The following is a 23,618-nucleotide window of genomic DNA, read 5'->3' as shown; positions in this document are numbered from 1 at the left end:
GGTCGGTGGTGGGACGTCAGTGCCGTCCCGTTACTTCGCAGCCTACGGGACGGCACTGACGTTCAACAGTCTGTTTAATGCGCCCCGGCTCCGGTGAGGGACCGGACCTCCAGCTCCGCGTACTTGCGGTCGGCGTCCTCCTCCGGCTTGGACAGGAGCGTGCCCACCACACCGAGCAGGAAACCGACGGGGATGGAGATGATCCCGGGGTTCTCCAGCGGGAACCAGTGGAAGTCGACGCCGGGGAACATCGCGGTCGCCTTGCCCGAGACCACGGGCGAGAAGACCACCAGGAACACGGAGGTGATCAGACCGCCGTAGATGCTCCACAGCGCGCCGGTGGTGTTGAAGCGCTTCCAGAACAGGCTGTAGAGGAGCGTCGGCAGGTTCGCGGAGGCCGCGACGGCGAAGGCCAGGGCGACCAGGAAGGCGATGTTGAGCTTGCCCGCGAAGATGCCGAGCAGGATCGCCACGGCCCCGATGGCGATCGCGGCGATCTTCGCCGCCGCGACCTCCTCCTTCTCGCTCGCCGTGCCCTTGCGGATGACGTTGGCGTACAGGTCGTGCGCGAAGGACGACGATGAGGCGAGGGTGAGTCCCGCGACCACCGCCAGGATGGTGGCGAAGGCGACCGCGGAGATCACCGCGAGCAGGATCGCGCCGCCCGTGGAGTCCGCGCCGCCGCCGATCTCCTGGGCGAGCAGCGGGGCCGCGGTGTTGCCGGCCGCGTTGGAGGTGGTGATCGTCTCCGGGGTGAGCAGGGCGGCGGCCCCGAAGCCCAGCGCGATCGTCATCAGGTAGAAGCAGCCGATGATGCCGATCGCCCAGTTCACCGAGGTACGGGCGGCCCGGGCGGTGGGCACGGTGTAGAAGCGGATGAGGATGTGCGGCAGGCCGGCCGTGCCGAGGACGAGGGCCAGGCCCAGCGAGATGAAGTCGATCTTCGAGGTCGCCGTGACGCCGTACTTCAGCCCCGGCTCCAGGAAGGCCGCCCCCTTGCCGCTCTTCTCCGCGGCCGCGCCCAGCAGCGAGGACAGGTTCCAGTTGAACTTGGCGAAGACCAGGAAGGTGATCAGCAGGGTCCCGCCGATCAGCAGCACCGCCTTGACCATCTGCACCCAGGTGGTGCCCTTCATGCCGCCGATGGTCACGTACAGCACCATGACGACGCCGACGAGTATGACGATCAGACGGCGCGGTCCCTCGCCCGTGATGCCGAGCAGCAGGGCCACCAGCGCGCCCGCGCCCACCATCTGGGCCAGCAGGTAGAAGATGCTGACAACGATGGTCGAGATGCCCGCGGCCGTGCGCACCGGGCGCTGCCGCAGCCGGAAGGCGAGGGCGTCCGCCATGGTGAACCGGCCGGAGTTGCGCAGCGGTTCGGCGACCAGCAGCAGCGCCACCAGCCAGGCGACGAGGAAGCCGATCGAGTAGAGGAAGCCGTCGTAGCCGACGAGGGCGATGGAACCGGCGATGCCGAGGAAGGACGCGGCCGACATGTAATCGCCGGAGATCGCCAGGCCGTTCTGGAAGCCGCTGAAGGAGCGTCCGCCGGCGTAGAAGTCGGTGGCGTCCTTGGTCTGGCGGCCCGCCCAGACGGTGATGCCGAGCGTCGCGACGACGAAGACCGAGAACAGGGTGATGATCAGCGGCCGGTGCTCGCTCGCTCCGACCGCGACCACCTGGACTCCCGTGGTGTGCAGCGCGGTCATGCGGTGGCCTCCGTGCTCTCGGTGTCGTCGGTGTCGTCGGCGCCCCTGGAACCAGTGCCTTCCAGGCGCGCCTTGATGGCGTCCGCGCGGGAGTCGAGCTTGGCGTTCGCGTGCCGGGAGTACCAGACGGCGATGCCGAAGGTGGTGGCGAACTGCGCGAGCCCGAAGACGAGGGCGACGTTGATGTGGCCCACGACCTTGGTGTCCATGAAGCCGCCGGCGTAGTTCGACAGCAGGACGTACAGCAGGTACCAGGTGATGAACGCGAACGTGAGCGGGAACGCGAACGAGCGGTATGAGCGGCGCAGTTGGGCGAACTCCGCGCTCGCCTGCACCTCGGCGTACGAGTCGGCAGACGGCGGACCGGAGCTTGCCGAAGGTCGTGCGGGGTCCACGATGCCTCCTGTGGGGCGGAGCTTGAGCGGGCATGAGCGGGCGACGCGACCCGCGTCGGCGCACACGGCGCCGACGTGAGCTACGTCACGTAAAGATCGGACCCGCGCATGGTAGAGGCGCGACCACGGCCTTCGACAGAGGGCGGTAGTTGAAAACTGGTTCTTCTTCGGCAACCGGAACTTGAGCTTTCTTTACCAATCCATTGATAGCGCGTGGACGGCGGCGATAGCTTCCAGCGTCATGTACCCGTCCAAGGGCAACCCTGCCCGCCAGGACGGGTGTTTGGACGATTGGAGATCCCATGGCTCCACTGCCCGGACGGCGCCGCGCCTTCGCGCTACCCATCGGATTCGCCGTGGCGAGTGCCCTCGCCTTCCTGCCGAACGCCGCCTCGGCCGCCACCGCCGGATCCGCCTCGGGCGGCGGCGGTGCCGTGTACGACGGCCCCTCGCTGTCGTACGTGGTCAACACCAGGACCGACCGGGGCACCGTCAAGTCCGTCGAGCGGGCCGTGTCCCGCAACGGCGGTGACGTCGTCACCACCTACGACCGGATCGGCGTGATCGTCGTCCACTCGGCCAACCCCGCGTTCGCGAGCGAGATGCGCAAGGTCCGCGGTGTGCAGACGGCCGGGGCGACCCGTACCGCCGCGCTGTCCACGGCGTCGACGACGGAGCTGGGCGCGGTGCAGGAGATCACGGCCGCCGACGCCGCGCGGGCGAAGGCCGCGGCCACCGCCGGGCAGGAGCCGATGGAGCCGGACCAGTGGGACCTGCCGGCCATCCGGGCCGACAAGGCCGCCCGGATCAACCCCGGCAACCGCAAGGTCACCGTCGCCGTCATCGACACCGGCGTGGACGACACCCACCCGGACCTGACCGCGAACTTCTCGGCCGCACAGTCCGCCAACTGCGTGGGCGGCAAGGCCGACACCAGCCCGGGCGCCTGGCGTCCGTACACGCCGGACGCCTACCACGGCACGCACGTCGCGGGTGAGATCGCCGCGGCGCGCAACGGGATCGGCGTGGCCGGCGTCGCCCCGGGTGTGAAGGTCGCCTCCATCAAGGTGGCCGACCCCGTCACCCAGTTGTTCTTCCCGGAGAGCGTGGTCTGCGCCTTCGTCTTCGCCGCCGACCACGGCGTCGAGATCACCAACAACAGCTACTACATCGACCCGTGGCTCTACAACTGCTTCGGCGACCCCGACCAGCGGGCCATCGTCGACGCCGTCAACCGGGCCGCGCAGTACTCCCACAAGAAGGGCGTGCTGAACGTCGCCTCCGCGGGCAACTCCAACCACGACCTCGACTCCGACGCGATCGTGGACGCGACGAGCCCCGACGACACCACCCCGGTCACCCGGACGATCGACCCGCACGTCTGCTGGGACATCCCGACCCAGCTGCCGGGCGTGGTCACCGTCTCCGCGACCGGCGTGCAGAAGCTGAAGTCGTACTACTCCAGCTACGGCCTGGGCGTCGTCGACGTCGCGGCCCCCGGCGGCGACCGCTACCAGATCCCCGCCACGCCCTCGGCCAACGGACGCATCCTGTCCACCCTGCCCGGCAACACCTACGGCTACCTGCAGGGCACGTCGATGGCCAGCCCGCACGTGGCCGGCGTCGCCGCGCTGATCAAGAGCCGCCACCCGCACGCCTCGCCGGAGCAGCTGCAGTGGATGCTCAAGGCCCAGGCGGACGACCCGGGTTGCCCGACGGGGCTGTACGACCCGGACGGCAACGGCGTGCAGGACGCCACCTGCACCACCGGGCGGCACGTGAACAGCTTCTACGGCCACGGCGTCGTCGACGCCCTGGACGCCGTCACCAGGTGACGCCTCGCGGGTGACGCGTCGTACCCGGCACAAGGGAGCGCCCGGCGGGATACCCGCCGGGCGCTCCGCCGTCCCGGACCGGGTCAGGCCCTGACGAGGACCTTCAGCGCGATCCGCTCGTCCATCGCCTTGTAGCCGCCCGGGACTCCGTCCAGGCCGACGGTGAGGTCGAAGACCGGGGACGGGTCGATCGTCCCGTCGAGGATGTCGGGGAGCAGTTCGGGGATGTAGGTGCGGACCGGGGCTACGCCGCCGCGCAGGGAGACGTTGCGGTCGAACATGTCGCTCAGGTCGAGGCCCGTGCCGCTGCCGTGCGGGACACCGACGTAGCCGACGGCGCCGCCGTCGCGGGTGACGGCGACCGCGGTGCGCATCGACTGCTCGGTGCCGACGGCCTCGATGACGGCGTGGGCGCCGTGGCCGCCGGTCAGTTCGCGGACCGCCGCGACGGCCGCCTCGCCGCGCTCGGCGACGACGTCGGTGGCCCCGAAGGCGCGGGCGACGGCGGTGCGGTCCTCGTGCCGGCCGAGTGCGATGATCCGCTCCGCGCCGAGCCGCCGGGCGGCGAGCACCCCGCACAGGCCCACCGCGCCGTCGCCCACCACCGCGACGGTGGCGCCGGGCCGCACGCCGGCGCCGACCGCGGCGTGGTGGCCGGTGCCCAGCACGTCGGAAAGGGTGAGCAGACCGGCCAGCAGGCGCTCGTCGGACAGCGCCTCCGCGGGCAGTCGCACCAAGGTGGCGTCCGCGAACGGCACGCGTACGGCCTCGCCCTGGCCGCCGTCGGAGCCGACCTGGCCCCAGAAGCCGCCGGCCGGGCAGGAGGTCGTCAGCCCCTCCGCGCAGTAGGCGCACGTGCCGTCGGACCACACGAAGGGCGAGACGACCAGGTCGCCGGGCTTCAGCCCGGACACCTCGGAGCCGGTCTCCTCTACGACGCCGAGGAACTCGTGCCCGATGCGCTGTCCCGGCTGCCGGGCCGACTCACCGCGGTACGCCCACAGGTCGCTGCCGCAGACGCAGGCCAGCACCACGCGCACCACCGCGTCGGTGGGCTGCCGGACCGCCGGGTCCGGCACCTCCTCCACCCGGATGTCGTGGGGGGCGTGGATCACGGTGGCGCGCATACGGAGGTCGTCCTCGCTGCTGGTGCGAATGGGGTCGTACCACCGTACCGGCCGGTAGTGAGCAGGAACTGCGCGCCGAGGTAGGTGAGCATGATCCAGAAGCCGGCCGCCGGCAGCTGCGGCAAGTCGGCGAGCCGGGTCGCGAGCAGGGTGTCCGAGAGCAGGAAGAGCGCCCCGCCCACCGCGACCGCCCGCCGGCCGGACGCGGCCGCGGCGGTCGCCGTGGCCGTCAACAGCAGGCTGTACGCGGCGACCGGGATCCGCAGCCCGGAGGGCAGACCGGACCACACCACGAGGAGCACGGCGAGCCAGACGACCGCGTAGCAGGCCGCCGTCGCGGCCGCTCGCCGCCGGTCGGCGAAGGCCCCGCGCGCGGTGAGGAGTGTGAGGTAACAGACGTGCCCGGCCGCGAAGGCGCCCATCCCGGCGAGGAAGGACGTGTCCCCGCCGAGCTGCAGCAGCACGTCCCCGGCCCAGCCGCACAGCAGCGCCGCGACCAGCAGCCGGGGGCCGCCGCGCAGCGCCGCGCACGCCGCGAGCAGCGGCACCAGGACGGGCTTGGTGAGGTGGTCGGCCGTCGCGGAGCCCGCGAGCTGCGCGGCCAGGTGCACGGCGGCGGCCACCGCGAAGACGGCCAGGACCGCGCGGGCGGCCCGCTCCCGCGTCACGCCGCCGGCTCCTCTCCCCGCGGACTCCAGCCGGGGCCGCGCAGGACGTGGCCCGCGCGGTCCCGCCAGCCGCGGGCGCCGGCGACGTCGCGGGCGATGGCGGCGTACTCGTGGGTGGCCACCCGCAGCGGGTTGAACGTCGTGATGTTCTTGGTGAGGCCGAAGACCGGACGCTCCCCCTCCGCGGCGAAGGACCCGAACAGCCGGTCCCAGACGATCAGGATGCCGCCGAAGTTGCGGTCCAGGTAGCCGCCCTGCGAGGCGTGGTGGACGCGGTGGTGCGAGGGGGTGTTGAGGACGTACTCGACCGGGCGGGGCAGCCTGTCGACGCGCTCGGTGTGGATCCAGAACTGGTAGACGAGGTTGAGCGAGGAGCAGAACGCCAGTGCCGCCGGGTGCACCCCGCAGGCGATCATCGGCAGGTAGAACACCCACGACGTCATGCCGGTCCACGGCTGGCGCAGCGCGGTGGAGAGGTTGAAGTTCCGGCTGGAGTGGTGCACCACGTGGCTCGCCCACAGGATGCGGACCACGTGGTGGCCGCGGTGCTGCCAGTAGTAGAAGAAGTCCTGTGCCAGCAGCATCAGCGGGATCGTCCACCAGTGCACGGGCACCCGGAGCGGGGTGAGCTCGTACACGGCGGTGTAGACCGCGACGATCGGGATCTTCCAGAGGAAGTCGAAGAACAGGCTGCCGAGTCCCATCGACAGGCTCGTCGCGGTGTCCTTGGCGGTGTACCCGGCGGCGTCCTCGTCCGGATGGATCCGGTAGCTGATCAGCTCCAGGACGGTGAGCAGCACGAACGCGGGTATGGACCACATCACGGCATCGGGGAGTTGCGACATGCGCGCACCTTAAGGGCGCGTGGCGGCCCCGGCCAGGGGTCGTTACCGATCGGTTCTACCCGGGGGTACCGACGGGGATCCGCACGGCCGGCCGGCCCCGCCGGGGCGGTTGCCCAACCAAGCTCGTGGGGCGGGTGGTTGACGGGGCGGACGGCCGCGTCACGCCTCCGGCACGCCGCCCCGCGCGGTCCGTCCGCGGAGTCATCCGACGGTGCGCCAGGGCCGGGTGGCGGCGGGCACTGTCGGTGGCCGCCCGTATTGTGTTCCTCCATGCACGCGCCCCAGCTTCCGCAACCGTCGTGGCCAGAGGCCTACCCCGACGGATACGCCGTCGTGGACGTCGAGACCACCGGCCTCGGCCGCGACGACCGGATAGTGTCCGCGGCCGTCTACCGGCTGGACGCGCACGGCGAGGTGCAGGACCACTGGTACACCCCCGTCAACCCGCAGCGGGACCCGGGCCCGGTGTGGATCCACGGCCTCACCTCGGAGATGCTCGCCGACGCCCCGCTCTTCGGCGAGGTCGCCGCCGAGCTGGCGGAACGGCTGTCGGACCGGGTGTTTGTCGCCCACAACGCGGTCTTCGACTGGTCCATGCTCGCCCGGGAGTTCGCGCGGGCCGGCACCGTGGCGCCCGTGCAGCACCGGCTGTGCACCATCGTGCTCTCCAAGGCCCTCGCGCTGCCGCTGGCCAACCACAAGCTGGAGTCCCTGGCCGCGCACTTCGGCGTCGTCCAGCAGCGCGCCCACCACGCGCTGGACGACGCACGCGTGCTGGCGGAGGTGTTCCGGCCCAGCCTGCGGCAGGCCGCGGCGGGCGGACTCCAGCTGCCGCTGCACGCCTGCCGCCCGCTGACGGAGTGGATCGACACGGCCGCCCCCGCGCAGTCGGCCGCCGCGGGCTACCGCAGCACGTACCGGCCGATGAGCTGGCGCCCCTCGCGGCGGCGGCCGGCCTGCCCCTACCCCAACCCGGGGCGGCTGGAGTCCGGGGGACCCCTCGTCCAGGGGATGCGGGTCGCCTTTTCGGGCGACACCAGTATCGACCGCGAGCTGCTGGAGGACCGCGCCACCGAAGCGGGGCTGCACGTGTCGTCCTCGGTGAGCCGGCTGACCAGCCTCCTGGTGACCAACGACCCCGACGCGCTCACCACGAAGGCCGTGCGGGCCCGGCAGCTCGGCACCCCGGTCGTCGACGAGCGCCGCTTCGCCCGGTTGCTGGGCGACGTCGCCCCCGCGCCGGACGTGCACGGCTGACGCCGCCGTTCGAGTGGTGCGCCCGCGACGCACCCGGTCACCGATTGCCGCACCAGGGCCCGGCCCGCACCCTGGGCCTCATGGCCCGATGCGAAGTATGCGGAAACGACTACGTGATGAGCTTCGAAGTGCACGCCCAGGGGGCCGTGCACGTCTTCGACAGCTTCGAGTGCGCCATCCACCGGATGGCGCCCATCTGCGAGCACTGCCGGGTGCGGATCGTCGGCCACGGGGTCGAGGTCGACGGCCACTGGTACTGCGGCGGTCACTGTTCGAAGGCGGAGGGCCGCAGCGGCATCGTCGACCGGGTCGGCTCGTTGCCCAGTGACGGCCGGTGACCGCGGCGCGGCACTGCCCGACCCCTCCGGAGAGCGCCCCGCGACCGAGTTGTACGGTCATGGGGTGTACCGCTTCCTGTTGTCCCGGCAGTGGGTGATCCTCACCCTCATCGGACTGCTCCTGATGCCCGTCATGGTCAAGCTGGGCTACTGGCAGTTGCACCGGCACGAGCGCCGGGTGGCCAGCAACCACCTGATCGCGGACAACCTGGAGGCGAAGCCCGTCCCCGTGGAGTCGCTGACCGCCCCCGGCACGGCCGTGCCGAAGCGGGAGGTCTACCGCACGGTCACCGCGACCGGACACTACGACGCCGCGCACGAGGTCGTCGCCCGCCAGCGCACCGCCGCCGACGGGGACAGCATCGGCTACCACGTGATCACCCCGCTGGTCCTGGCCGACGGCCGGTCGGTGCTGGTCAACCGGGGCTGGATCCCGGCCGGCACCGACCTGACGAAGGTCCCGAAGATCCCGGCGGCCCCGTCGGGCGAGGTCACCGTCACCGGCCGGCTGCGCCCGGACGAGACCACGGCGGCGACCGGCATCCGGAACAAGGGCGGACTGCCCGACCGCATGATCATGCTGATCAACAGCACGCTGGTGGCCGAGGAGCTGCCCGCGTCGGAGCGGCCGGTCGGCGGCTACGTCGAACTGACGACGACCTCCCCCAAGCCCTCGGGGCGGCAGCCCGAGCTGATCCCGGACCCCGACCACGGCAGCATCGGCATGCACATGGGGTATGCGATCCAGTGGTGGCTGTTCACCGCCATGGTGCCGGTCGGCTGGGTCATCCTCGTCCGCCGGGAACGGCGGGAGCGACTCGCCGCCCTCGACGCGGCTCCAAAGGAGACGGGCGGTACGGCGGAGCCTGCCGCCGCTGCGGTCGCGTCGCCTTAGCGCCGGGGGCACCCTCGTAGAGCAGGGACCCTCGTACGAGGGAGAGACGGAGGCCGACCGTGGCGGCACTGATCGAGGACTACGCGATCATCGGCGACCTGCAGACCGTCGCGCTGGTCTCCCGGAGCGGCTCCCTCGACTGGCTCTGCCTGCCGCGCTTCGACTCCCCCGCCTGCTTCGCCGCGCTGCTGGGCGACGAGGACAACGGCAACTGGCGCATCGCCCCGGCCTCGGCCTGGCGCGAGGAGCCCTGCACGAGCCGCGCCTACCGCGACGGCACCTTGCTGCTGGAGAGCGTGTGGGAGACGCGGGACGGCGCCGTCAAGGTGATCGACTTCATGCCGCAGCGCGACCGCGCCCCCGACGTGATGCGCATCGTCGAGGGCGTGCGCGGGAGCGTCGCGATGACCAGCGAGCTGCGGCTGCGCTTCGACTACGGGCGGGTCGTCCCCTGGGTGCGCCGCACCGACGGCCACCGCGTCGCCATCGCCGGGCCGGACTCGGTGTGGCTGCGCACCGAACCCCAGGTGCCCATGTACGGCAAGGGCTTCGCGACCCACGCCGACTTCACCGTCGCCGAGGGCGAGCGGGTGGCCTTCGCCATGACCTGGCACCCCTCCCACGAGAGCCGGCCCCGCCTGATCGACCCCTTCCGGGCGCTGGAGCAGAGCTGCGCCGACTGGGAGTCCTGGTCGGCCAAGTGCCGCTACGAAGGTCCCTGGCGGGACGCGGTGCTGCGCTCGCTGATCACCCTCAAGGCGCTCACGTACGCGCCCAGCGGCGGCATCGCCGCGGCGGCGACCTCCTCGCTGCCCGAGGAGATCCGCGGGGTGCGGAACTGGGACTACCGCTTCTGCTGGCTGCGCGACGCGACGCTCACCTTGAACGTGCTGGTGGAGACCGGTTACCTCAAGGAGGCCTACCACTGGCGTGACTGGCTGCTGCGTGCCGTCGCCGGCGACCCTGCCGACCTGCAGATCATGTACGGGCTGGCGGGCGAGCGCCGGCTGCCGGAGGAGGAACTGGACTGGCTGACGGGGTACGAGGCGTCCTTGCCGGTGCGGACCGGCAACGCCGCGGCCAAGCAGCTCCAGCTCGACGTCTACGGCGAGGTCCTCGACTCGCTCTTCCTCGCCCGCAGCTTCGGGCTGCGTGACGAACCGCACGCCTGGGCGGTGCAGCGCACGCTGATGGACTTCCTGGAGAGCAAGTGGCACGAGCCCGACGAGGGCCTGTGGGAGGTGCGGGGCGAACGGCGGAACTTCGTGCACTCCAAGGTGATGGCGTGGGTGGCGGCCGACCGGGCGGTGCGCACCCTGGAGAACCAGCCGCACCTGTCGGGCGACGCGGACTCCTGGCGGGCGATGCGCAGCGAGGTGCACCGCGAGGTGTGCCGCAAGGGCTTCGACCGGGAGCGCAACACCTTCACCCAGTACTACGGCTCCAAGGAACTGGACGCGGCGACCCTGCTCATCCCGCAGGTGGGCTTCCTGCCCGTCACCGACAGCCGGGTGGTGGGCACGGTGGAGGCGGTACGGCGGGAACTGGACCACGGCGGCTTCGTCCGGCGCTACACCCTGGAGGACAGCAGCGTGGACGGGCTGCCCGGCGGCGAAGGCGCCTTCCTGGCCTGCTCGTTCTGGCTCGCGGACGCGCTGCACCGGATCGGCCGCGTCGACGAGGCCCGCGAGCTGTTCGAACGGCTGCTGGGCCTGCGCAACGACGTCGGCCTGCTGGCGGAGGAGTGGGACCCGGTCGAGCGGCGCCAGCTGGGCAACTTCCCGCAGGCGTTCAGCCACATCGGCCTGGTCAACACCGCGCTCACGCTGTCCGGTCGCGACGGAGGACGATGACGCATGGACCTCGGGCTGAAGGACAGGGTGTACGTCGTGACGGGCGCGACCCGCGGGCTGGGCCTCGCCGCCGCGCGGGAACTGGCGGCCGACGGTGCGCGGGTGGTCGTCGGCGGCCGTGGCGAGGCGTCGGTGGCCGGCGCCGTCGCGGCTCTGGGCGGCGCGGATCGGGCGACCGGCGTCGTCGCCGACAACGCCGAACCGCAGGCGCCGGAACGGCTGGTCGCCGCCGCCCGGCGGGCGTTCGGCAGGCTGGACGGCTTCCTCATCAGCGTGGGCGGTCCGCCCGCGGGCGGCAGCGACGTCATCGGGGACGACCAGTGGCGGGCCGCGTTCGAGTCGGTCTTCCTCGGTGCCGTACGGCTGTCCCGGGCGGCCGCCGACGAGCTCGGCGAGGGCGGCGTCATCGGCTTCGTGCTCTCCGGCTCGGTCTACGAGCCGATCCCCGGGCTCGCGGTCTCCAACGGGCTGCGGCCGGGCCTGGCGGGCTACGCCAAGAACCTCGCCAACGAGCTGGGGCCGCGCGGCATCCGCGTGGTGGGGCTGCTGCCCGCCCGGATCGACACCGACCGCGTGCGCGAACTCGACGCCCGCACCGGCGACGCGGAGGCCGCCCGCGCCCGTCTCAGCGAGCGCATCCCGCTGCGCCGCTACGGCACCCCGGAGGAGTTCGGCCGTGCCGCGGCGTTCCTGCTGTCGCCCGCGGCGTCCTACCTGACGGGGATCATGCTCCCCGTGGACGGCGGGGCCCGGAGCGGCTTCTGAGCCCCGTCCCGGCGAGGACGTCCGCCCCCGCGGCGGTCAGTTGACGCGGGCCGCACGGTGGCTGACGGCGCGCAGGCGGGCCTCGGCGGGGAGCAGGGGGAGGCCGGCGCTGACGCGTGCGCTGTCGAGGACGGCGGAGTCGAGCGCGGCGAGGACGTCGCCGGGGACGGCGTGCGGGGACAGGGCGAGCTGGAGCCGGGCGCGGGGTGCGGTGGGCGTGCCCATGAGCGCGGTGGTGGCGTGGTCGACGCCGTGGAGCTGCTCGGCGTCGGCGGCGATGATCTCCTCCAGGGCGCGGCCGCGCAGCAGGACCAGGCCGTCCTCGTCGGCGTCCACCGCCAGCCGGCGCAGCCTGCGGTCGCGCACCTGGGCGAGCAGCCACCACAGGGCGCACAGCAGGGCCAGGGCCAGCACGCCGATCACCACCGGCCACCACCAGGAGGTGCCCTCGTAGCGGGTCCGGTCGCCCTCGCTGAGCAGCACGTCGTCCCGCCCCGTGTACGGCCGGTGCAGCAGTCCCGTCGCGGAGCACAGCACGACGGCGCCGCCCAGCACCAGGACCAGCCCGGTGAGGGCGAGGACGACCCGGTTGACAGTGGCGCGCACGGCGCCTCACCCCTCTCCGACACGGCGGACGTGCAGCGCGAGGCCGAGCGGCCGGGCCAGGCCCAGCTGTTCCACGGCCTGGTTCAGGGCCGCCACGAGGTCGGCGTGGACCGCCTCCGTCTCGCGGAAGGTGATCACGGCACGCACCGTCGCGGTGCGGCGGGTGACCGTGACACGCGCCGAGCGCACCCCGGAGACCTCCACCGCGCGGTCCCGCAGGGTGAGTTCGGCGGCGTGGCGGTCGAGTCCGGCCCGTACGGGCGCCGTTCCGGCGCGCATGGGGAGGACGTCGCGGAGCCCGGGGGTGACGGCGAGGACGAGCAGCCACAGCCCCAGCACGACCGCCACGCAGGCCCCGGCGAGGATCCACGGGTCGTCCAGCGGGCGGGTGGCCAGTTGCTCCGTGAGGGCCCGGCGCCAGGCCGTCCCGGGCCGTCCGGCGCGTACCGCGGCGATGTCGTAGAGCAGCAGCCCGGCCAGGAGGGCCAGGAGCCCGGCGGTGACCGCGGCCGGGAGCCGGCGCGGGGACCAGAAGCGCCGCGCGCGGGAGCGGCGCCGCGACGGTGCGGGCGGCGGGGGCTCGGCCGGCGGGAGGGGCGCCGGGGCGGGTTCGTTCACCGGACCCTCGCCTCCTGCGCGAGGTGGACGGCCCGCGAGTGCAGGCGTTCGACCTCCACGGTCACCCCGAGGACCGCGACGCCCGTCAACTCCTGGACCCGGGAGGCGACATGGCGGCGTACCGACCGGCACACCGCCGTGATGTCCACCGGATAGCCGAGTTCGACGGAGAGCCGTACGTACACCTGCTCGCGGTGGACGGAGACGCCGGCCTCGGGGCGCGCGCCACGCGGCACGTACTCCCGTCCGGGGGCGTCGGCGAGGGCCTCGCGGGCCGCCTGGGAGGCGATCTTCGCCAGCACGCGGTCGGCGAGGCGCAGCGAGCCGCGCTCCGCGGGGGCGTGCGGCGGTGAGGGGGGCGTCGGCGCCGGCACCGCGGCCGTCATCTTCGTGGCTCACCGCCTCCGGTCACGGCTGCGGAAGAACTCCCCGGGCTCCAGGTCGCCGTCGAGGAACCGGCCGACGACGAACCCGACGGCGCCGAGCGCCGCCACCAGCAGGAAGGCCGCGAACCCGCCGAAGAACCCGGCGAATCCGAGCGCCATCCCGACGATCAAGCCGAGCACGGCCATGCTCATCGTTCCGCTCCCTGTGTCCCACCCGGGGCCCGTCACTGGACCCGCTGCTCCTGGTCGTCGTCGTCCGTGTCCTCGGGGAGCTTGACGTCGCCCACCGCGATGTTGACCTCGATGACCTCCAGGCCGGTCATCCGTTCCACCGCCGCGATGACGTTCTCGCGCACCCCGTGCGCGACCGCCACGATGGAGACCCCGTAGTCGACGACGATGTCCAGGTCGAGGGCGGCCTGCACCTCGCCCACCTCGGCCCGCACCCCCCGGGTCACGGACCTGCCGCCCGGCACCCGGTCGCGGACCGCGCCGAAGCCGCGGGAGACGCCCGAGCCAAGGGCGTGTACGCCCTCCACGTCGCGCGCCGCGAGCCCGGCGATCTTCTCGACCACGCCGTCCGCGATGGTGGTGCGCCCGCGTGTCGCGGGATCGCCCAGGGGCGCGCGCCGCCCTGACGTGCCGTTTCCGGCCGGGCTGCTCCCCTTCTCCAGGGTCCGGCCCCCCTCCGCCTGCGGAGCGGTCTCGGTCATCGCACCTCTTCCCTTCGGGTTTCCGACGGCGGGAGCGGTACGGGCTGCTCCGTGCACCACACTATGTGGGCATGCCCCGTCGCGCCGTGAGGATGCAGCGATCAGGGACAGGATGGCGGCACGCGCGCACGCGCGCGGCGGAGGGAGACGAGGGCCGATGACCGCGGACCTGGCTCGTGCGGTGCGCCGGCAAGTCGGGCACGGCCGGGTCCTCCCCCTGGGCGGGCCCGCGGACACGGCGTGGGTCACCGAGCGGGCGGCGGCCGGGACGCTGCGCGCGGCCGCCGAGGCGGTGCCCGGGATCCGCCTGGGCGCGCTGCGCGTCGGCACGGTGGACGGGCCGAACGGCCCGGACGGCGAACCGGGCGACGTGGCCGGGACGCTGCCGGAGTCGGCGCCCTCCGGGGCCCTGCCGAGGCTGCCGCTGCGCGTGGAGGCCCGCTTCGAGGCCACCCCGGAGCACCCGCTGCCGGAGTCGGCCGGGCGGCTGCGCGACGCCCTGTGGCGGGCGGCCACCGAGGGCCTCGGGCTGGAACCGGAGGCGATCGACCTGGCGGTCACCGGGCTGCTGGACGGCGACGCCGCCCCGGCGGCGCTCCCCTCGGAGGCCGTCGAACCGCCGGAGGACACCGGCCCCCCGGAGGGCGCGGTGCCCGCCACCACCGCGGGCCGCGCCGCGACGCGGGTCCCCGGGGTCGCCGGGCTGACCTCGCGGCTCGGCGGGCAGCGTCATCCGTCGCAGGTGCAGATCGCGGTGGCCGCGGGTCACCGCGCCCTGGACGTCGCGCGGGCGGTGGCCCTGGCGGTGACGGCCGTGACGCAGGACGTCACGACCGTCGTGGTCACCGACATCGCCGCAGGCTGAGCACGCTGCGGCCGGGCGCGGCACCCGGCTGTCCGGGGCCGTGCGGTGCCCGGCCGACGGCGTGGTCCTGCCGGCGACGGCCGGTCGGCCCACCGCCACCACGGCGGCGCGGTCGCAGCTGCTGCGCTGGTCGCGCAGACGCACGAGCGGCCCGGGCCCGCACGTCAGCGGACTGGCGTCCCGGTCGCGAGGCCGGGCCCGCACGTCAGCGGACTGGCGTCCCGGTCGCGAGGCCGGGCCCGCACGTCAGCGGACTGGCGTCCCGGTCGCGAGGCCGGGCCCGCGGCGCCCGCGCACCCGGATCCCGGCGTGCACAACTGGCCCCCGCGCTCGGGCGTACCCCGGCGACGTACGACGCGCGAAAACCGGCCGGGCGGCTACTCCTCCACGCCCGCCAGGTCCCGCAGGCGGCGGCCCTGGGCGGCGCGCTCGGCCACGCGCTGCTCCTCGTACGTACGGCCGGAGGCCTCGCGCAGCAGGGCCTTCGTCTCGATCACGGCGTCGCGGGGCGCGGCCAGCAGCGCGCCCGCCAGGTCCTTGACGGTGGCGTCCAGCTCGGCCGCGGGGACGGCGACGTTGGCCAGACCGGTGGCGCAGGCCTCCTCTGCGCCGACGTAGCGGCCCGTGGCGCAGATCTCCAGCGCCCGGGCGTAGCCGACCAGTTCGGTCAGCGGCTTGGTGCCGGCGAGGTCGGGGACCAGGCCCAGGCTGGTCTCGCGCATGGCGAACTGCACGTCGTCGGCGACGACGCGCAGGTCGCAGGCGAGGGCCAGCTGGAAGCCCGCCCCGATGGCATGCCCCTGGACCGCGGCAATGGTGACGACGTCGTTCCGCCGCCACCAGGTGAAGGCCGACTGGTACTCGGCGATGGTCGCGTCGAGTTCGCCCTCGGGAGCGCGCGCGAGGTCGATGAACGACGGCTCGCCGTCGAAGCCCTCGGGCGTGAAGGCCTGCCGGTCCAGCCCCGCGGAGAAGGACACGCCCTCCGCGCGGAGCACGACGACCCTGACGCTGCCCGGGAGCAGCCGGCCGGCCTCGACCAGCGCCCGCCACAAGGCGGGCGACTGGGCGTTGCGCTTGGCCGCGTTGCACAGCGTGACGGTTGCGACGGAATCCTCCGTCACGAGTCGTACGCCGTCACGTTCCAGCAGCACAGTGGGGTCGGACATCGGGCACCTCCTGGCGATCCGCAGTCTGGATTACCGAAGAGTAACCACCCGGTCGGCCGTTCCCGCGACCGGGTGGTTCTGCCACGACTCCGAGCCGCTGCGCAAGGAGCCCGGCCGCGTCAGGCCGTGGAAACCTTCTTGCCCCGTGTCGCTCCGCCGCGACCGCGCAGGGTCACGCCGGACTCACTGAGCATCCGGTGGACGAAGCCGTACGAGCGGCCGGTCTCCTCGGCCAGCGCCCGGATGCTTGCTCCGCCGTCGTACTTCTTCTTGAGGTCTGCCGCGAGCTTTTCGCGCGCGGGGCCGGTCACCCGGCTGCCCTTCTTCAGAGTCTCGGCCACCCGTGCCTCCTCTAGGGAAGTGCGCTCTGTGACTCTCATGATCACCCCTAGGAGACTTCCTGGCCACCCATTCGGCAAGGTCCGTGCGACAACATTTGGCGCCCCGTTGACGCGAACACGCGGTGCCGGAGGGGTGGAATCCGGCATTCCGTACGGCCTTCCCGGGCCGCCTCCCGAGCGCCACGGAGAAAGGGCAGGTCATCCGGGCCGGTAAGGAGTTCTCCCATGTGACGCGGCTGATCCGCTCGTACGTCCGGTATTTCGCACGTTCCCGCGCCGGAGTACGAGCCCGTCTCACACAGATGAAGGATCACCCGTCGGCCGAATGATCCAGTGGAGTGATCCACACGGATGATCGGCCGCGGGCCCCGGAAGGATCAGGCGAGCGCGACGAGGTCGGCGTAGTCCTGGCCCCACAGGTCCTCGACGCCGTCGGGCAGGAGGATGATCCGCTCGGGCTGGAGGGCCTCCACCGCGCCCTCGTCGTGGGTGACGAGGACGACCGCGCCCGTGAAGGTGCGCAGCGCGCCGAGGATCTCCTCGCGGCTGGCCGGGTCGAGGTTGTTGGTGGGCTCGTCGAGCAGCAGCACGTTGGCGCTGGAGACGACGAGGGTGGCCAGCGCGAGACGGGTCTTCTCGCCGCCGGACAGCACGCCTGCGGGCTTGTCGACGTCGTCCCCGGAGAAGAGGAACGAGCCGAGGATCTTGCGGACGGCGACCAGGTCCATGTCCGGGGCCGCGGAGCGCATGTTCTCCAGCACGGTGCGGTCGGCGTCGAGGGTCTCGTGCTCCTGGGCGTAGTAGCCGAGCTTGAGGCCGTGGCCGGGGACGACCTCACCGGTGTCCGGCTGCTCCACGCCCGCCAGCAGCCGCAGCAGCGTCGTCTTGCCGGCGCCGTTGAGGCCGAGGATGACCACCCGGGAGCCCTTGTCGATGGCCAGGTCGACGTCGGTGAAGATCTCCAGCGAGCCGTACGACTTGGACAGGCCCTCGGCCGTGAGGGGGGTCTTGCCGCACGGCGCGGGGTCGGGGAAGCGCAGCTTGGCGACCTTGTCGGACTGCCGTACCGCCTCCAGGCCCGACAGCAGCTTGTCCGCGCGACGCGCCATGTTCTGGGCGGCGACCGTCTTGGTGGCCTTGGCGCGCATCTTGTCGGCCTGGGCGTTGAGGGTCGCGGCCTTCTTCTCGGCGTTGGCGCGCTCGCGCTTGCGGCGCTTCTCGTCGGCCTCGCGCTGGGTGAGGTACTGCTTCCAGCCCATGTTGTAGACGTCGATCTGGGAGCGGTTGGCGTCCAGGTAGAAGACCTTGTTGACGACCGTCTCGACCAGGTTGATGTCGTGGGAGATGACGATGAAGCCGCCGCGGTAGGTCTTGAGGAAGTCCCGCAGCCACAGGATGGAGTCGGCGTCGAGGTGGTTGGTCGGCTCGTCGAGCAGCAGGGTGTCGGCGTCCGAGAAGAGGATGCGGGCCAGCTCGACGCGGCGGCGCTGACCGCCGGAGAGGGTGTGCAGCGGCTGGGCCAGGACGCGGTCGGGCAGGCCCAGGGCGGCGGCGATGGTGGCGGCCTCGGCCTCGGCGGCGTAGCCGCCCTTGGTGAGGAACTCGGTCTCCAGGCGCGCGTACTTCTTCATCGCGTTGTCGCGGGTGGCGCCCTTGCCGTTGGCCATCCGCTCCTCGTTCTCGCGCATCTTGCGCAGGACGGTGTCCAGGCCGCGGGCGGAGAGGATGCGGTCGCGGGCCAGGACGTCGAGGTCGCCGGTGCGCGGGTCCTGGGGCAGATAACCGACCTCACCGGAACGCGTCACGGTGCCGGCGGCGGGCAGGCCCTCGCCCGCGAGCACCTTGGTGAGGGTGGTCTTGCCGGCGCCGTTGCGGCCGACCAGGCCGACGCGGTCGCCGCGGGCGATGCGGAAGGAGGCGGACTCGATGAGGACGCGGGCTCCGGCGCGCAGCTCGATGCCGGTGGCAGTAATCACGGGAAGAAACTCCTGGGCGTGGCGGACGGCAGTCGGACGGGGGTTCGCGGTGGTCGCGGTCGGACGCCGTCTAATGCGTGCGGATCACTGCCATGCCTCCAGTCTACCGGGGGCGGCACGGGTGCCCGGCAAGCGGTTTTCGGCCGGTGGGCCGGGACGGGCCCGGGGCGGGGGCCGCCCCACCGGCCGCGACGGGCCGGGAGGGACACGACGGCCGATAATCGGAGGTATGCAGTTCGACGACGACGCATCGCTCGACACGTCCCAGGTGGAGGACCAGCGGAGCGGCGGACGGTTCGGCGGCAGGCCGCGGGGCAAGGCGGTCGGTGGTGGTCTGATCGGACTGATCGTCGTGGTGATCGGGCTGATCTTCGGCATCAGCCCCGACCAGCTGGGGCTCTCCTCGGATCCCCCGCGTCAGGCCCCGGGCACCACCTCGGGCTCGGACCTCGCCGAAGGCTGCCGCACCGGCGCGGACGCCAACGCGCGCCAGGAGTGCCGCATGGTCGCGGTGATCAACAACGTGCAGGCGTACTGGTCCTCGGAGTTCCGCAAGCGCGGTATGACCTACGAACCCGCGCCCACCGTCTTCTTCGACCAGCCGATCCGGACCGGGTGCGGGGTCGCGGACCCCGCATCGGGGCCGTTCTACTGCCCCGTGGACCGCAAGGTCTACCTGGACCTCGACTTCTTCTCCACGCTGACCAGCCGCTTCGGCGCGGAGGGCGGGCCGTTCGCCGAGAGCTACGTCGTCGCGCACGAGTACGGGCACCACGTGCAGGACCTGGTGGGCACGCTGGGCAAGGCGCAGGACCGGCTCACCGGCCCGAGCAGCAACTCCGTGCGCGTGGAGCTGCAGGCCGACTGCTACGCGGGCGTGTGGGCGCACAACGCCACCAGGACCCTGGACGAGGACACGGGCAGCCCGATGATCAGCGCGCTCGACGAGGACGACATCCGGCGGGGGCTGGACGCGGCCGCGGCGGTCGGCGACGACGCGATCCAGTCCCGGGTTCAGGGCCGGGTGACCCCGGAGTCCTGGACGCACGGCTCGTCGGCGCAGCGGCAGCAGTGGTTCACCACCGGGCTGGACAGCGGCGACCCCGGCGACTGCGACACGTTCGCGCGCTGACGGGTGGCCTGACCGGGCGCTTTGTCCGTGCGCGGGGCCATTGTCGGACCCCCCTGCCAGACTGTGATCCACGTCGCACAGGACGTCAGGTCCCGGAAGGGGAGAGTGATCGTCATGGCCCGCGAGGCAACCGCACCCACCGTCTGCCCGACGCTGCGCTACAAGGACGCGAAGGCCGCCGTGGCCTTCCTCGAGGAGGCCTTCGGCTTCACCGAGGTCGCGGTGCACGAGGGCGAGGACGGCGTGGTGGAGCACGCGGAACTCGCGTACGGCAACGGCGTGGTGATGCTCGGCAGCGAGCGGTCGGGCACCGCCTTCAGCCGGATCGCCGCCGGCCTGGGCGCCGCGTCGGTGTACGTCGTCGTGGAGGACACCGACGCCCACCACGAGCGTGCCGTCGCCGCCGGTGCCGAGGTCGTGCTGCCGCTCACCGACCAGGAGTACGGGTCGCGGGACTACACGGCCCGCGACCCGGAGGGCAACCTCTGGTCCTTCGGCACGTACGTGCCGCGGATACCGGGGTAGCCCCGGTCACTCTCCCCCGGTGTGCACCTGGAAGGCGGCCCGGCGGATCATCTTGGACAGCGCCGGATCCGGGTGCGCGGCGGCGAGGGCGACCAGCACCTGGACGGTGCGGGGGTGGCCGGCGTGGCGCAGCTCCTCCAGCAGACGGGTGACGGAACCCTGGACGGCCGTCTCGAGGTGGCTCACCAGCAGGTGGCTCTCGCCGTGGTCGGCGACGGCCGCGGCGGTGTCGACCCAGAGCCAGGTGGACTCCTCGCGGGTGAGCAGCGCGGCGACGTCCTCGGGGTCCGCCCCCTCGTGCTCGGCGAGCCACAGCAGCGCGTAGGGCCGCAGGCCGGCCTCGTCGACGACGGCGCGGACGGACGGCTCCGCGGGGCCGCCGACGACGCGCAGCGCCTCGAAGGCCAGGGCGCGCAGCAGTGCGTCGTCACCGCGGGCCACGTCCAGGAACTCGCCCACGGCCTGGGCCACCGGGCGGGCGGCCAGCCAGGCCTTGTACTCGTCGCGGGCGGCGCCGGGCGGCATCCCGATGCAGGCCTTGAGCATCTCCTCGGCGGAGTGCTCGAAGTGCCCGGCGGGGCCCTGCGCGGCCACGCAGATCTGCTCCAGCTTCACCCACACCGCCCAGCTGCCGAGCGCGGTGATGGTGACCTCGCCGGGGCGGGCCGGGTCACGGGGCCGCAGGGCGCCGACGCGGGCGAGCGCGTCCAGCGTCCAGTCCAGCAGCGCGGGCAGCTCGTCGCGGCCCCCGCCGGCCGGGGGCTCGTGGCGCTCCGCGCGTAGCTCGGCCACACGCTGCCGCAACAGGTCCAGCAGTACGGCCACGGCGACCGGACCGGAGGAGAGGTGGAGCAGGGAGAGCAGTTGAGGAGCGGCCTCGACGACCTCGGCGACGAGCGAGGGGTCGGCGTCGGCGCACTCCGGCTCGAGCGCCGCGGGGTGCGCCAGCGACCAGGCGTCGAAGAGCGCGACCCAGCCGCGCAGCACGGCGGTGTCGTCGCGGTCCCAGGCGCGCAGTCGCCAGCCGGGCCGGGCGGCGCCTCCTTTGTGCAGCTCGATCAGGCCGGTCAGCCGGGCCCGGTCCCAGGCGGCGCGCACCTTCCGCTCCGTCAGGCCCAGGGCGGCGACGGCCCGCAGCACGTCGGGGTCCCGTAGTATCCCGGCGGTCCCGGGGGCGGCGGCGCCGGTCTCCGCCTCGGCCCAGCGGGCCAGCCGTACGGCGTCCGAGAGTTCGGTGCGCGCCCTGCGGGCGAGCTCGGGCAGTGCCGGGATTCCCTCCGGCGGCCGCGGCGGGCGGCTTCGCCGCGTGGTGGCGGCACGGCGCGCGGTGGCGAGTGGCCTGCGCGGGACAAGACGCAGCGGAGTGTCTCGCGGGATACGGGACGTCACGGGAGCAGTCTTGCGGGTGAGCACCCGGAAACCCAAACGAGCGTCCCCGTAGCGTGATGGACGGCGCCCGAATTGGGGGGAGAGATGCGCTTTTGTCGAGACATAAGGACCACGTAGGGAAGGCCTCAGAGGAGGGGGGTGAGGAAGCGCCGGAGGGCCTCCTCGTATGTTGAGGGGTTCGCGTTCCACATGGCCGCGTGCGAGGCGCCGCCGACGGCGTGCAGCGTGACCAGGTCCGGGCGCTCCCGGGCCAGTTGGCGGGACGGACCCCACGGCGCGAGCGAGTCGTCGGGCCCGTGGAAGACGAGCGCGGGCACGTCCAGCCGTTCCGGGTGGGCGGCCTCGGCGATCCGCTCCGCGTGCAGGCCCGTGCGGCCCTCGGTGGCGCGCACGCCCAGCGGCAGCAGCGCGCGGGGCACGCCCCGCGCGGTGGCGGCGGCGCGGACCGTGTCCTGCCAGTCGAGCACCGGGGAGTCCAGGACCATCCCGGACACCAGGGCGCGCAGCGGGGAGTGGCAGGCGGCCCGGAGCGCCATCGTCGCCCCGGTCGACCAGCCGTGCAGCACCAGCCGGCGCGCGCCGTGCCGGACCGCGTAGCGCATCGCCGCGTCGAGGTCGCGCCATTCGGAGTCGCCGAGGTGGCCGATGCCGTCCCAGGATGCGGGCGCCCCGGCGTCGTTGCGGTAGGAGAACGCCAGGACGGGCAGCCGCAGTTTGGCCAGGAACGCCATGAGGTTCATGCCGAGCTCGCGGGAGGTACCGAGGCCGTGCGCGAGCACCACCCAGGTGTCACGGGCGCCGGGCACGAACCAGGCGGGCAGCAAGCCGAGTTCGGCGGGGATCTCGGCGTCCCGGTACTCCAGGCCGAGGGCTGAGCCCGGGGTGCCGATGTGCACTTGCGGGGTGAGCCGCACCTGGTCGCCCGGCGCGACGCCGCCGCGGTTGATGCGCACCAGACGGCGGGTCACCGAGTCGGGGGCCGTGGAGAGCACCTCGCCGACGGTGACGTGCACCCCGGCGGCGATCAGGCCGTGCACACCGCGCCGGGCCGTGCCGAGGGTCCGGGTGAGGGTGATGTCCCGCCCGGTCACGGCGTGGACGGTGAGCGGGTCCGGGTCGATGCCGTAGGCGGTCGGCCGCAGGGCAAGCTCGGAGACGTGCCGCCCGGCCGCCACGGCGGCCGCCCCGGCACCGAACGCTGTCGTGGCGGCAAGGGCCGCCGCGGTGGTGAGGCGCATCCCCTCCAGTGTCCGCGCGCGCACCCGGGGCGGCCAGTGGGCGGGACCGTCCGGGCTCAGTCGCGCTCGTCCTCGTGGGCCTCGCGGGGCCGCGGGACGTCGGCGCGGGCGGCCCGGTGCCCGGCGCGCTCCCCCCGGGCCTCATGGGCGTCGTGCTCGTCCTGGAGCTCGTACGCGTCGCCGGCCCCGCGGACCCCGTGCCCCTCGGGCTCCTCCGCCGCCTCGTCCCCGGGCTGGCCGTACTGGCGCAGCCTCTCGGCGACGCGGGCGAGTTCGCGCTTGGAGAGCAGCGACGGCGAGAACCCGGCCACCGAGCGGGCGGCGAGCCAGACCTGGCACATCCACTCCAGCTGGGCGGTGCGGTCGTAGGCCTGCTCGAGGTCGTCGCCGTAGACGATGGTGCCGTGGTTGCGCAGCAGGCAGCCCGTACGGTCGCGGAGCGCGCGCAGGACGTTGGCGGCCAGTTCCTCGCTGCCGTAGGTCGCGTAGTCGGCGACGCGTATCCGGCCGCCCAGCGCCGCGGCCATGTAGTGGATGGCGGGCAGTTCGTAGAGGAGCGTGGAGACGGCGGTGGCGTGCACGGCGTGGGTGTGCACGACGGCGCCCGCGTCGGTGTGGCGGTAGATCGCCAGGTGCATCGCCAGCTCGCTGGTCGGGCGCAGCGCGCCGAGCACCTGCTTGCCGTCCAGGCCGACCCCGACCGTGTCCTCCGGGCCGAGGCGGTGGTAGGGCACCCCGCTGGGGGTGACGAGCACGAGGTCGTCGCCCACCCGCACCGAGACGTTGCCGGACGTGCCGACCACGAGGCCGTCGTCGACGGAGCGGCGGGCCGTGTCCACCAGCTCCGTCCAGGCCCGCGCCACCGTGTTCCGCACCGACATCCGTGCCACCTCCGAGCGCTGATCCTGACAGGTTGGCCGTTGCCGCCCGCTCTCGGGGCACAGTAACGTCCCGGCACACCCTTACGGAC

24 protein-coding genes and 1 pseudogene are annotated in these 23,618 nt (G+C 73.2%); 9 read left to right on the top strand and 16 right to left on the bottom strand.

The window, feature by feature from the left end; genetic code table 11:
* Positions 1-74 precede the first annotated feature (74 nt).
* Entirely contained in the window at positions 75-1,712 is a 1,638-nt protein-coding gene (locus ACZ7MY_RS29100) for a monocarboxylic acid transporter (protein ID WP_499606230.1), read from the bottom strand.
* Positions 1,709-2,107, bottom strand: coding sequence for a DUF485 domain-containing protein (locus ACZ7MY_RS29095; RefSeq protein ID WP_499606229.1), 399 nt, complete (start codon positions 2,105-2,107; stop codon positions 1,709-1,711). The genes ACZ7MY_RS29100 and ACZ7MY_RS29095 overlap by 4 nt, the downstream gene beginning before the upstream one ends.
* A 302-nt stretch (positions 2,108-2,409) precedes the next feature.
* On the opposite strand from ACZ7MY_RS29095, the gene ACZ7MY_RS29090 reads away from it, so the two are divergent.
* Positions 2,410-3,942, top strand: a complete 1,533-nt coding sequence (locus tag ACZ7MY_RS29090) for a S8 family peptidase (protein ID WP_499606228.1) — start codon at positions 2,410-2,412, stop codon at positions 3,940-3,942.
* An 83-nt stretch (positions 3,943-4,025) separates the two neighbouring features.
* On the opposite strand, the gene ACZ7MY_RS29085 is transcribed toward ACZ7MY_RS29090, so the two are convergent.
* Genes ACZ7MY_RS29085 through ACZ7MY_RS29075 form a run of 3 tightly spaced genes read right to left on the bottom strand, consistent with a single transcriptional unit; the run spans position 4,026 to position 6,582 of the window.
* Complete coding sequence (locus ACZ7MY_RS29085; RefSeq protein ID WP_499606227.1) at positions 4,026-5,069, bottom strand: zinc-dependent alcohol dehydrogenase family protein; 1,044 nt, start codon at positions 5,067-5,069, stop codon at positions 4,026-4,028.
* The gene (locus ACZ7MY_RS29080) at positions 5,054-5,737 is read right to left on the bottom strand and encodes a lysoplasmalogenase (protein WP_499606226.1); all 684 of its coding nucleotides are present in this window, start codon (positions 5,735-5,737) and stop codon (positions 5,054-5,056) included. Before ACZ7MY_RS29080 ends, ACZ7MY_RS29085 begins: the two co-directional genes overlap by 16 nt.
* Positions 5,734-6,582, bottom strand: coding sequence for a sterol desaturase family protein (locus ACZ7MY_RS29075; protein ID WP_499606225.1), 849 nt, complete (start codon positions 6,580-6,582; stop codon positions 5,734-5,736). Before ACZ7MY_RS29075 ends, ACZ7MY_RS29080 begins: the two co-directional genes overlap by 4 nt.
* A 270-nt stretch (positions 6,583-6,852) precedes the next feature.
* Between ACZ7MY_RS29075 and ACZ7MY_RS29070 the strand changes: the two genes are divergently transcribed.
* The 5 genes from ACZ7MY_RS29070 (at position 6,853) to ACZ7MY_RS29050 (ending at position 11,690) form a co-directional block, all read left to right on the top strand.
* Positions 6,853-7,839, top strand: a complete 987-nt coding sequence (locus ACZ7MY_RS29070) for a DEDDh family exonuclease (RefSeq protein ID WP_499606224.1) — start codon at positions 6,853-6,855, stop codon at positions 7,837-7,839.
* Positions 7,840-7,919: 80 nt separating this feature from the next.
* Positions 7,920-8,177 (top strand): metallothionein, encoded by a 258-nt coding sequence (locus tag ACZ7MY_RS29065; protein WP_499606223.1) that lies wholly within the window; start codon positions 7,920-7,922, stop codon positions 8,175-8,177.
* 64 nt (positions 8,178-8,241) lie between these two features.
* Positions 8,242-9,072: an SURF1 family cytochrome oxidase biogenesis protein gene (locus tag ACZ7MY_RS29060; RefSeq protein WP_499606222.1), complete on the top strand. Its 831-nt coding sequence runs from the start codon at positions 8,242-8,244 to the stop codon at positions 9,070-9,072.
* Between the two features lie 59 nt (positions 9,073-9,131).
* Complete coding sequence (locus tag ACZ7MY_RS29055; RefSeq protein WP_499606221.1) at positions 9,132-10,925, top strand: glycoside hydrolase family 15 protein; 1,794 nt, start codon at positions 9,132-9,134, stop codon at positions 10,923-10,925.
* 3 nt (positions 10,926-10,928) lie between these two features.
* Positions 10,929-11,690: an SDR family oxidoreductase gene (locus ACZ7MY_RS29050; protein ID WP_499606220.1), complete on the top strand. Its 762-nt coding sequence runs from the start codon at positions 10,929-10,931 to the stop codon at positions 11,688-11,690.
* Between the two features lie 36 nt (positions 11,691-11,726).
* Here ACZ7MY_RS29050 and ACZ7MY_RS29045 read toward each other — a convergent pair whose 3' ends face one another.
* Genes ACZ7MY_RS29045 through ACZ7MY_RS29025 form a run of 5 tightly spaced genes read right to left on the bottom strand, consistent with a single transcriptional unit; the run spans position 11,727 to position 14,013 of the window.
* The gene (locus ACZ7MY_RS29045) at positions 11,727-12,296 is read right to left on the bottom strand and encodes an alkaline shock response membrane anchor protein AmaP (protein ID WP_499606219.1); all 570 of its coding nucleotides are present in this window, start codon (positions 12,294-12,296) and stop codon (positions 11,727-11,729) included.
* A gap of 6 nt (positions 12,297-12,302) precedes the next feature.
* Entirely contained in the window at positions 12,303-12,914 is a 612-nt protein-coding gene (locus tag ACZ7MY_RS29040) for a DUF6286 domain-containing protein (protein WP_499606218.1), read from the bottom strand.
* Positions 12,911-13,300, bottom strand: coding sequence for an Asp23/Gls24 family envelope stress response protein (locus ACZ7MY_RS29035; protein WP_499606217.1), 390 nt, complete (start codon positions 13,298-13,300; stop codon positions 12,911-12,913). Before ACZ7MY_RS29035 ends, ACZ7MY_RS29040 begins: the two co-directional genes overlap by 4 nt.
* Positions 13,301-13,309: 9 nt before the next feature.
* Entirely contained in the window at positions 13,310-13,492 is a 183-nt protein-coding gene (locus ACZ7MY_RS29030) for a hypothetical protein (RefSeq protein WP_499606216.1), read from the bottom strand.
* 32 nt (positions 13,493-13,524) lie between these two features.
* Positions 13,525-14,013 (bottom strand): Asp23/Gls24 family envelope stress response protein, encoded by a 489-nt coding sequence (locus ACZ7MY_RS29025; protein ID WP_499606215.1) that lies wholly within the window; start codon positions 14,011-14,013, stop codon positions 13,525-13,527.
* A gap of 157 nt (positions 14,014-14,170) precedes the next feature.
* On the opposite strand from ACZ7MY_RS29025, the gene ACZ7MY_RS29020 reads away from it, so the two are divergent.
* Positions 14,171-14,878: a hypothetical protein gene (locus ACZ7MY_RS29020; protein WP_499606214.1), complete on the top strand. Its 708-nt coding sequence runs from the start codon at positions 14,171-14,173 to the stop codon at positions 14,876-14,878.
* Positions 14,879-15,255: 377 nt separating this feature from the next.
* On the opposite strand, the gene ACZ7MY_RS29015 is transcribed toward ACZ7MY_RS29020, so the two are convergent.
* The 3 genes from ACZ7MY_RS29015 to ACZ7MY_RS29005 all read right to left on the bottom strand — a co-directional run bounded on the left by ACZ7MY_RS29015 (position 15,256) and on the right by ACZ7MY_RS29005 (position 18,364).
* Positions 15,256-16,047, bottom strand: a complete 792-nt coding sequence (locus tag ACZ7MY_RS29015) for an enoyl-CoA hydratase/isomerase family protein (protein ID WP_499606213.1) — start codon at positions 16,045-16,047, stop codon at positions 15,256-15,258.
* 119 nt (positions 16,048-16,166) lie between these two features.
* Positions 16,167-16,388 carry a helix-turn-helix domain-containing protein gene (locus ACZ7MY_RS29010; protein WP_499606212.1) on the bottom strand — a complete coding sequence of 74 codons (222 nt, stop codon included), beginning with the start codon at positions 16,386-16,388 and terminating at the stop codon, positions 16,167-16,169.
* A gap of 377 nt (positions 16,389-16,765) precedes the next feature.
* Positions 16,766-18,364 (bottom strand): ABC-F family ATP-binding cassette domain-containing protein, encoded by a 1,599-nt coding sequence (locus ACZ7MY_RS29005; RefSeq protein ID WP_499606211.1) that lies wholly within the window; start codon positions 18,362-18,364, stop codon positions 16,766-16,768.
* Positions 18,365-18,593: 229 nt separating this feature from the next.
* Here ACZ7MY_RS29005 and ypfJ point away from each other — a divergent pair, with 229 nt between their 5' ends.
* Positions 18,594-19,496: a KPN_02809 family neutral zinc metallopeptidase gene (ypfJ, locus tag ACZ7MY_RS29000; RefSeq protein ID WP_499606210.1), complete on the top strand. Its 903-nt coding sequence runs from the start codon at positions 18,594-18,596 to the stop codon at positions 19,494-19,496.
* 114 nt (positions 19,497-19,610) lie between these two features.
* Entirely contained in the window at positions 19,611-20,021 is a 411-nt protein-coding gene (locus ACZ7MY_RS28995; protein WP_499606209.1) for a VOC family protein, read from the top strand.
* A 6-nt stretch (positions 20,022-20,027) separates the two neighbouring features.
* Here the strand turns inward: ACZ7MY_RS28995 and ACZ7MY_RS28990 are convergent, their stop codons facing one another.
* The 3 genes and pseudogenes from ACZ7MY_RS28990 to ACZ7MY_RS28980 all read right to left on the bottom strand — a co-directional run.
* Positions 20,028-21,410 carry a hypothetical protein gene (locus tag ACZ7MY_RS28990; protein WP_499606208.1) on the bottom strand — a complete coding sequence of 461 codons (1,383 nt, stop codon included), beginning with the start codon at positions 21,408-21,410 and terminating at the stop codon, positions 20,028-20,030.
* Positions 21,411-21,535: 125 nt separating this feature from the next.
* Positions 21,536-22,648, bottom strand: coding sequence for an alpha/beta hydrolase family protein (locus ACZ7MY_RS28985; protein WP_499606207.1), 1,113 nt, complete (start codon positions 22,646-22,648; stop codon positions 21,536-21,538).
* A 230-nt stretch (positions 22,649-22,878) separates the two neighbouring features.
* Positions 22,879-23,529, bottom strand: a pseudogene (locus tag ACZ7MY_RS28980) (class II aldolase/adducin family protein); the annotation flags it as partial.
* Between the last annotated feature and the right edge of the window lie 89 nt (positions 23,530-23,618).

This window comes from Streptomyces sp. NPDC111520, from assembly GCF_055635295.1.
Note: the sequence above shows the minus strand (reverse complement) of the source record. Positions and strands in the feature narration are given on the sequence as shown.

Excerpts from the sequence above, each read along its gene's own strand:
- ACZ7MY_RS29100 (WP_499606230.1), bottom strand. The coding sequence starts at position 1,712 with ATGACCGCGCTGCACACCACGGGAGTCCAGGTGGTCGCGGTCGGAGCG.
- ACZ7MY_RS29090 (WP_499606228.1), top strand. The coding sequence starts at position 2,410 with ATGGCTCCACTGCCCGGACGGCGCCGCGCCTTCGCGCTACCCATCGGA.
- ACZ7MY_RS29085 (WP_499606227.1), bottom strand. The coding sequence starts at position 5,069 with ATGCGCGCCACCGTGATCCACGCCCCCCACGACATCCGGGTGGAGGAG.
- ACZ7MY_RS29075 (WP_499606225.1), bottom strand. The coding sequence starts at position 6,582 with ATGTCGCAACTCCCCGATGCCGTGATGTGGTCCATACCCGCGTTCGTG.
- ACZ7MY_RS29070 (WP_499606224.1), top strand. The coding sequence starts at position 6,853 with ATGCACGCGCCCCAGCTTCCGCAACCGTCGTGGCCAGAGGCCTACCCC.
- ACZ7MY_RS29065 (WP_499606223.1), top strand. The coding sequence starts at position 7,920 with ATGGCCCGATGCGAAGTATGCGGAAACGACTACGTGATGAGCTTCGAA.
- ACZ7MY_RS29050 (WP_499606220.1), top strand. The coding sequence starts at position 10,929 with ATGGACCTCGGGCTGAAGGACAGGGTGTACGTCGTGACGGGCGCGACC.
- ACZ7MY_RS29035 (WP_499606217.1), bottom strand. The coding sequence starts at position 13,300 with ATGACGGCCGCGGTGCCGGCGCCGACGCCCCCCTCACCGCCGCACGCC.
- ACZ7MY_RS29030 (WP_499606216.1), bottom strand. The coding sequence starts at position 13,492 with ATGAGCATGGCCGTGCTCGGCTTGATCGTCGGGATGGCGCTCGGATTC.
- ACZ7MY_RS29025 (WP_499606215.1), bottom strand. The coding sequence starts at position 14,013 with ATGACCGAGACCGCTCCGCAGGCGGAGGGGGGCCGGACCCTGGAGAAG.
- ACZ7MY_RS29020 (WP_499606214.1), top strand. The coding sequence starts at position 14,171 with ATGACCGCGGACCTGGCTCGTGCGGTGCGCCGGCAAGTCGGGCACGGC.
- ACZ7MY_RS29015 (WP_499606213.1), bottom strand. The coding sequence starts at position 16,047 with ATGTCCGACCCCACTGTGCTGCTGGAACGTGACGGCGTACGACTCGTG.
- ypfJ (WP_499606210.1), top strand. The coding sequence starts at position 18,594 with ATGCAGTTCGACGACGACGCATCGCTCGACACGTCCCAGGTGGAGGAC.
- ACZ7MY_RS28995 (WP_499606209.1), top strand. The coding sequence starts at position 19,611 with ATGGCCCGCGAGGCAACCGCACCCACCGTCTGCCCGACGCTGCGCTAC.
- ACZ7MY_RS28985 (WP_499606207.1), bottom strand. The coding sequence starts at position 22,648 with ATGCGCCTCACCACCGCGGCGGCCCTTGCCGCCACGACAGCGTTCGGT.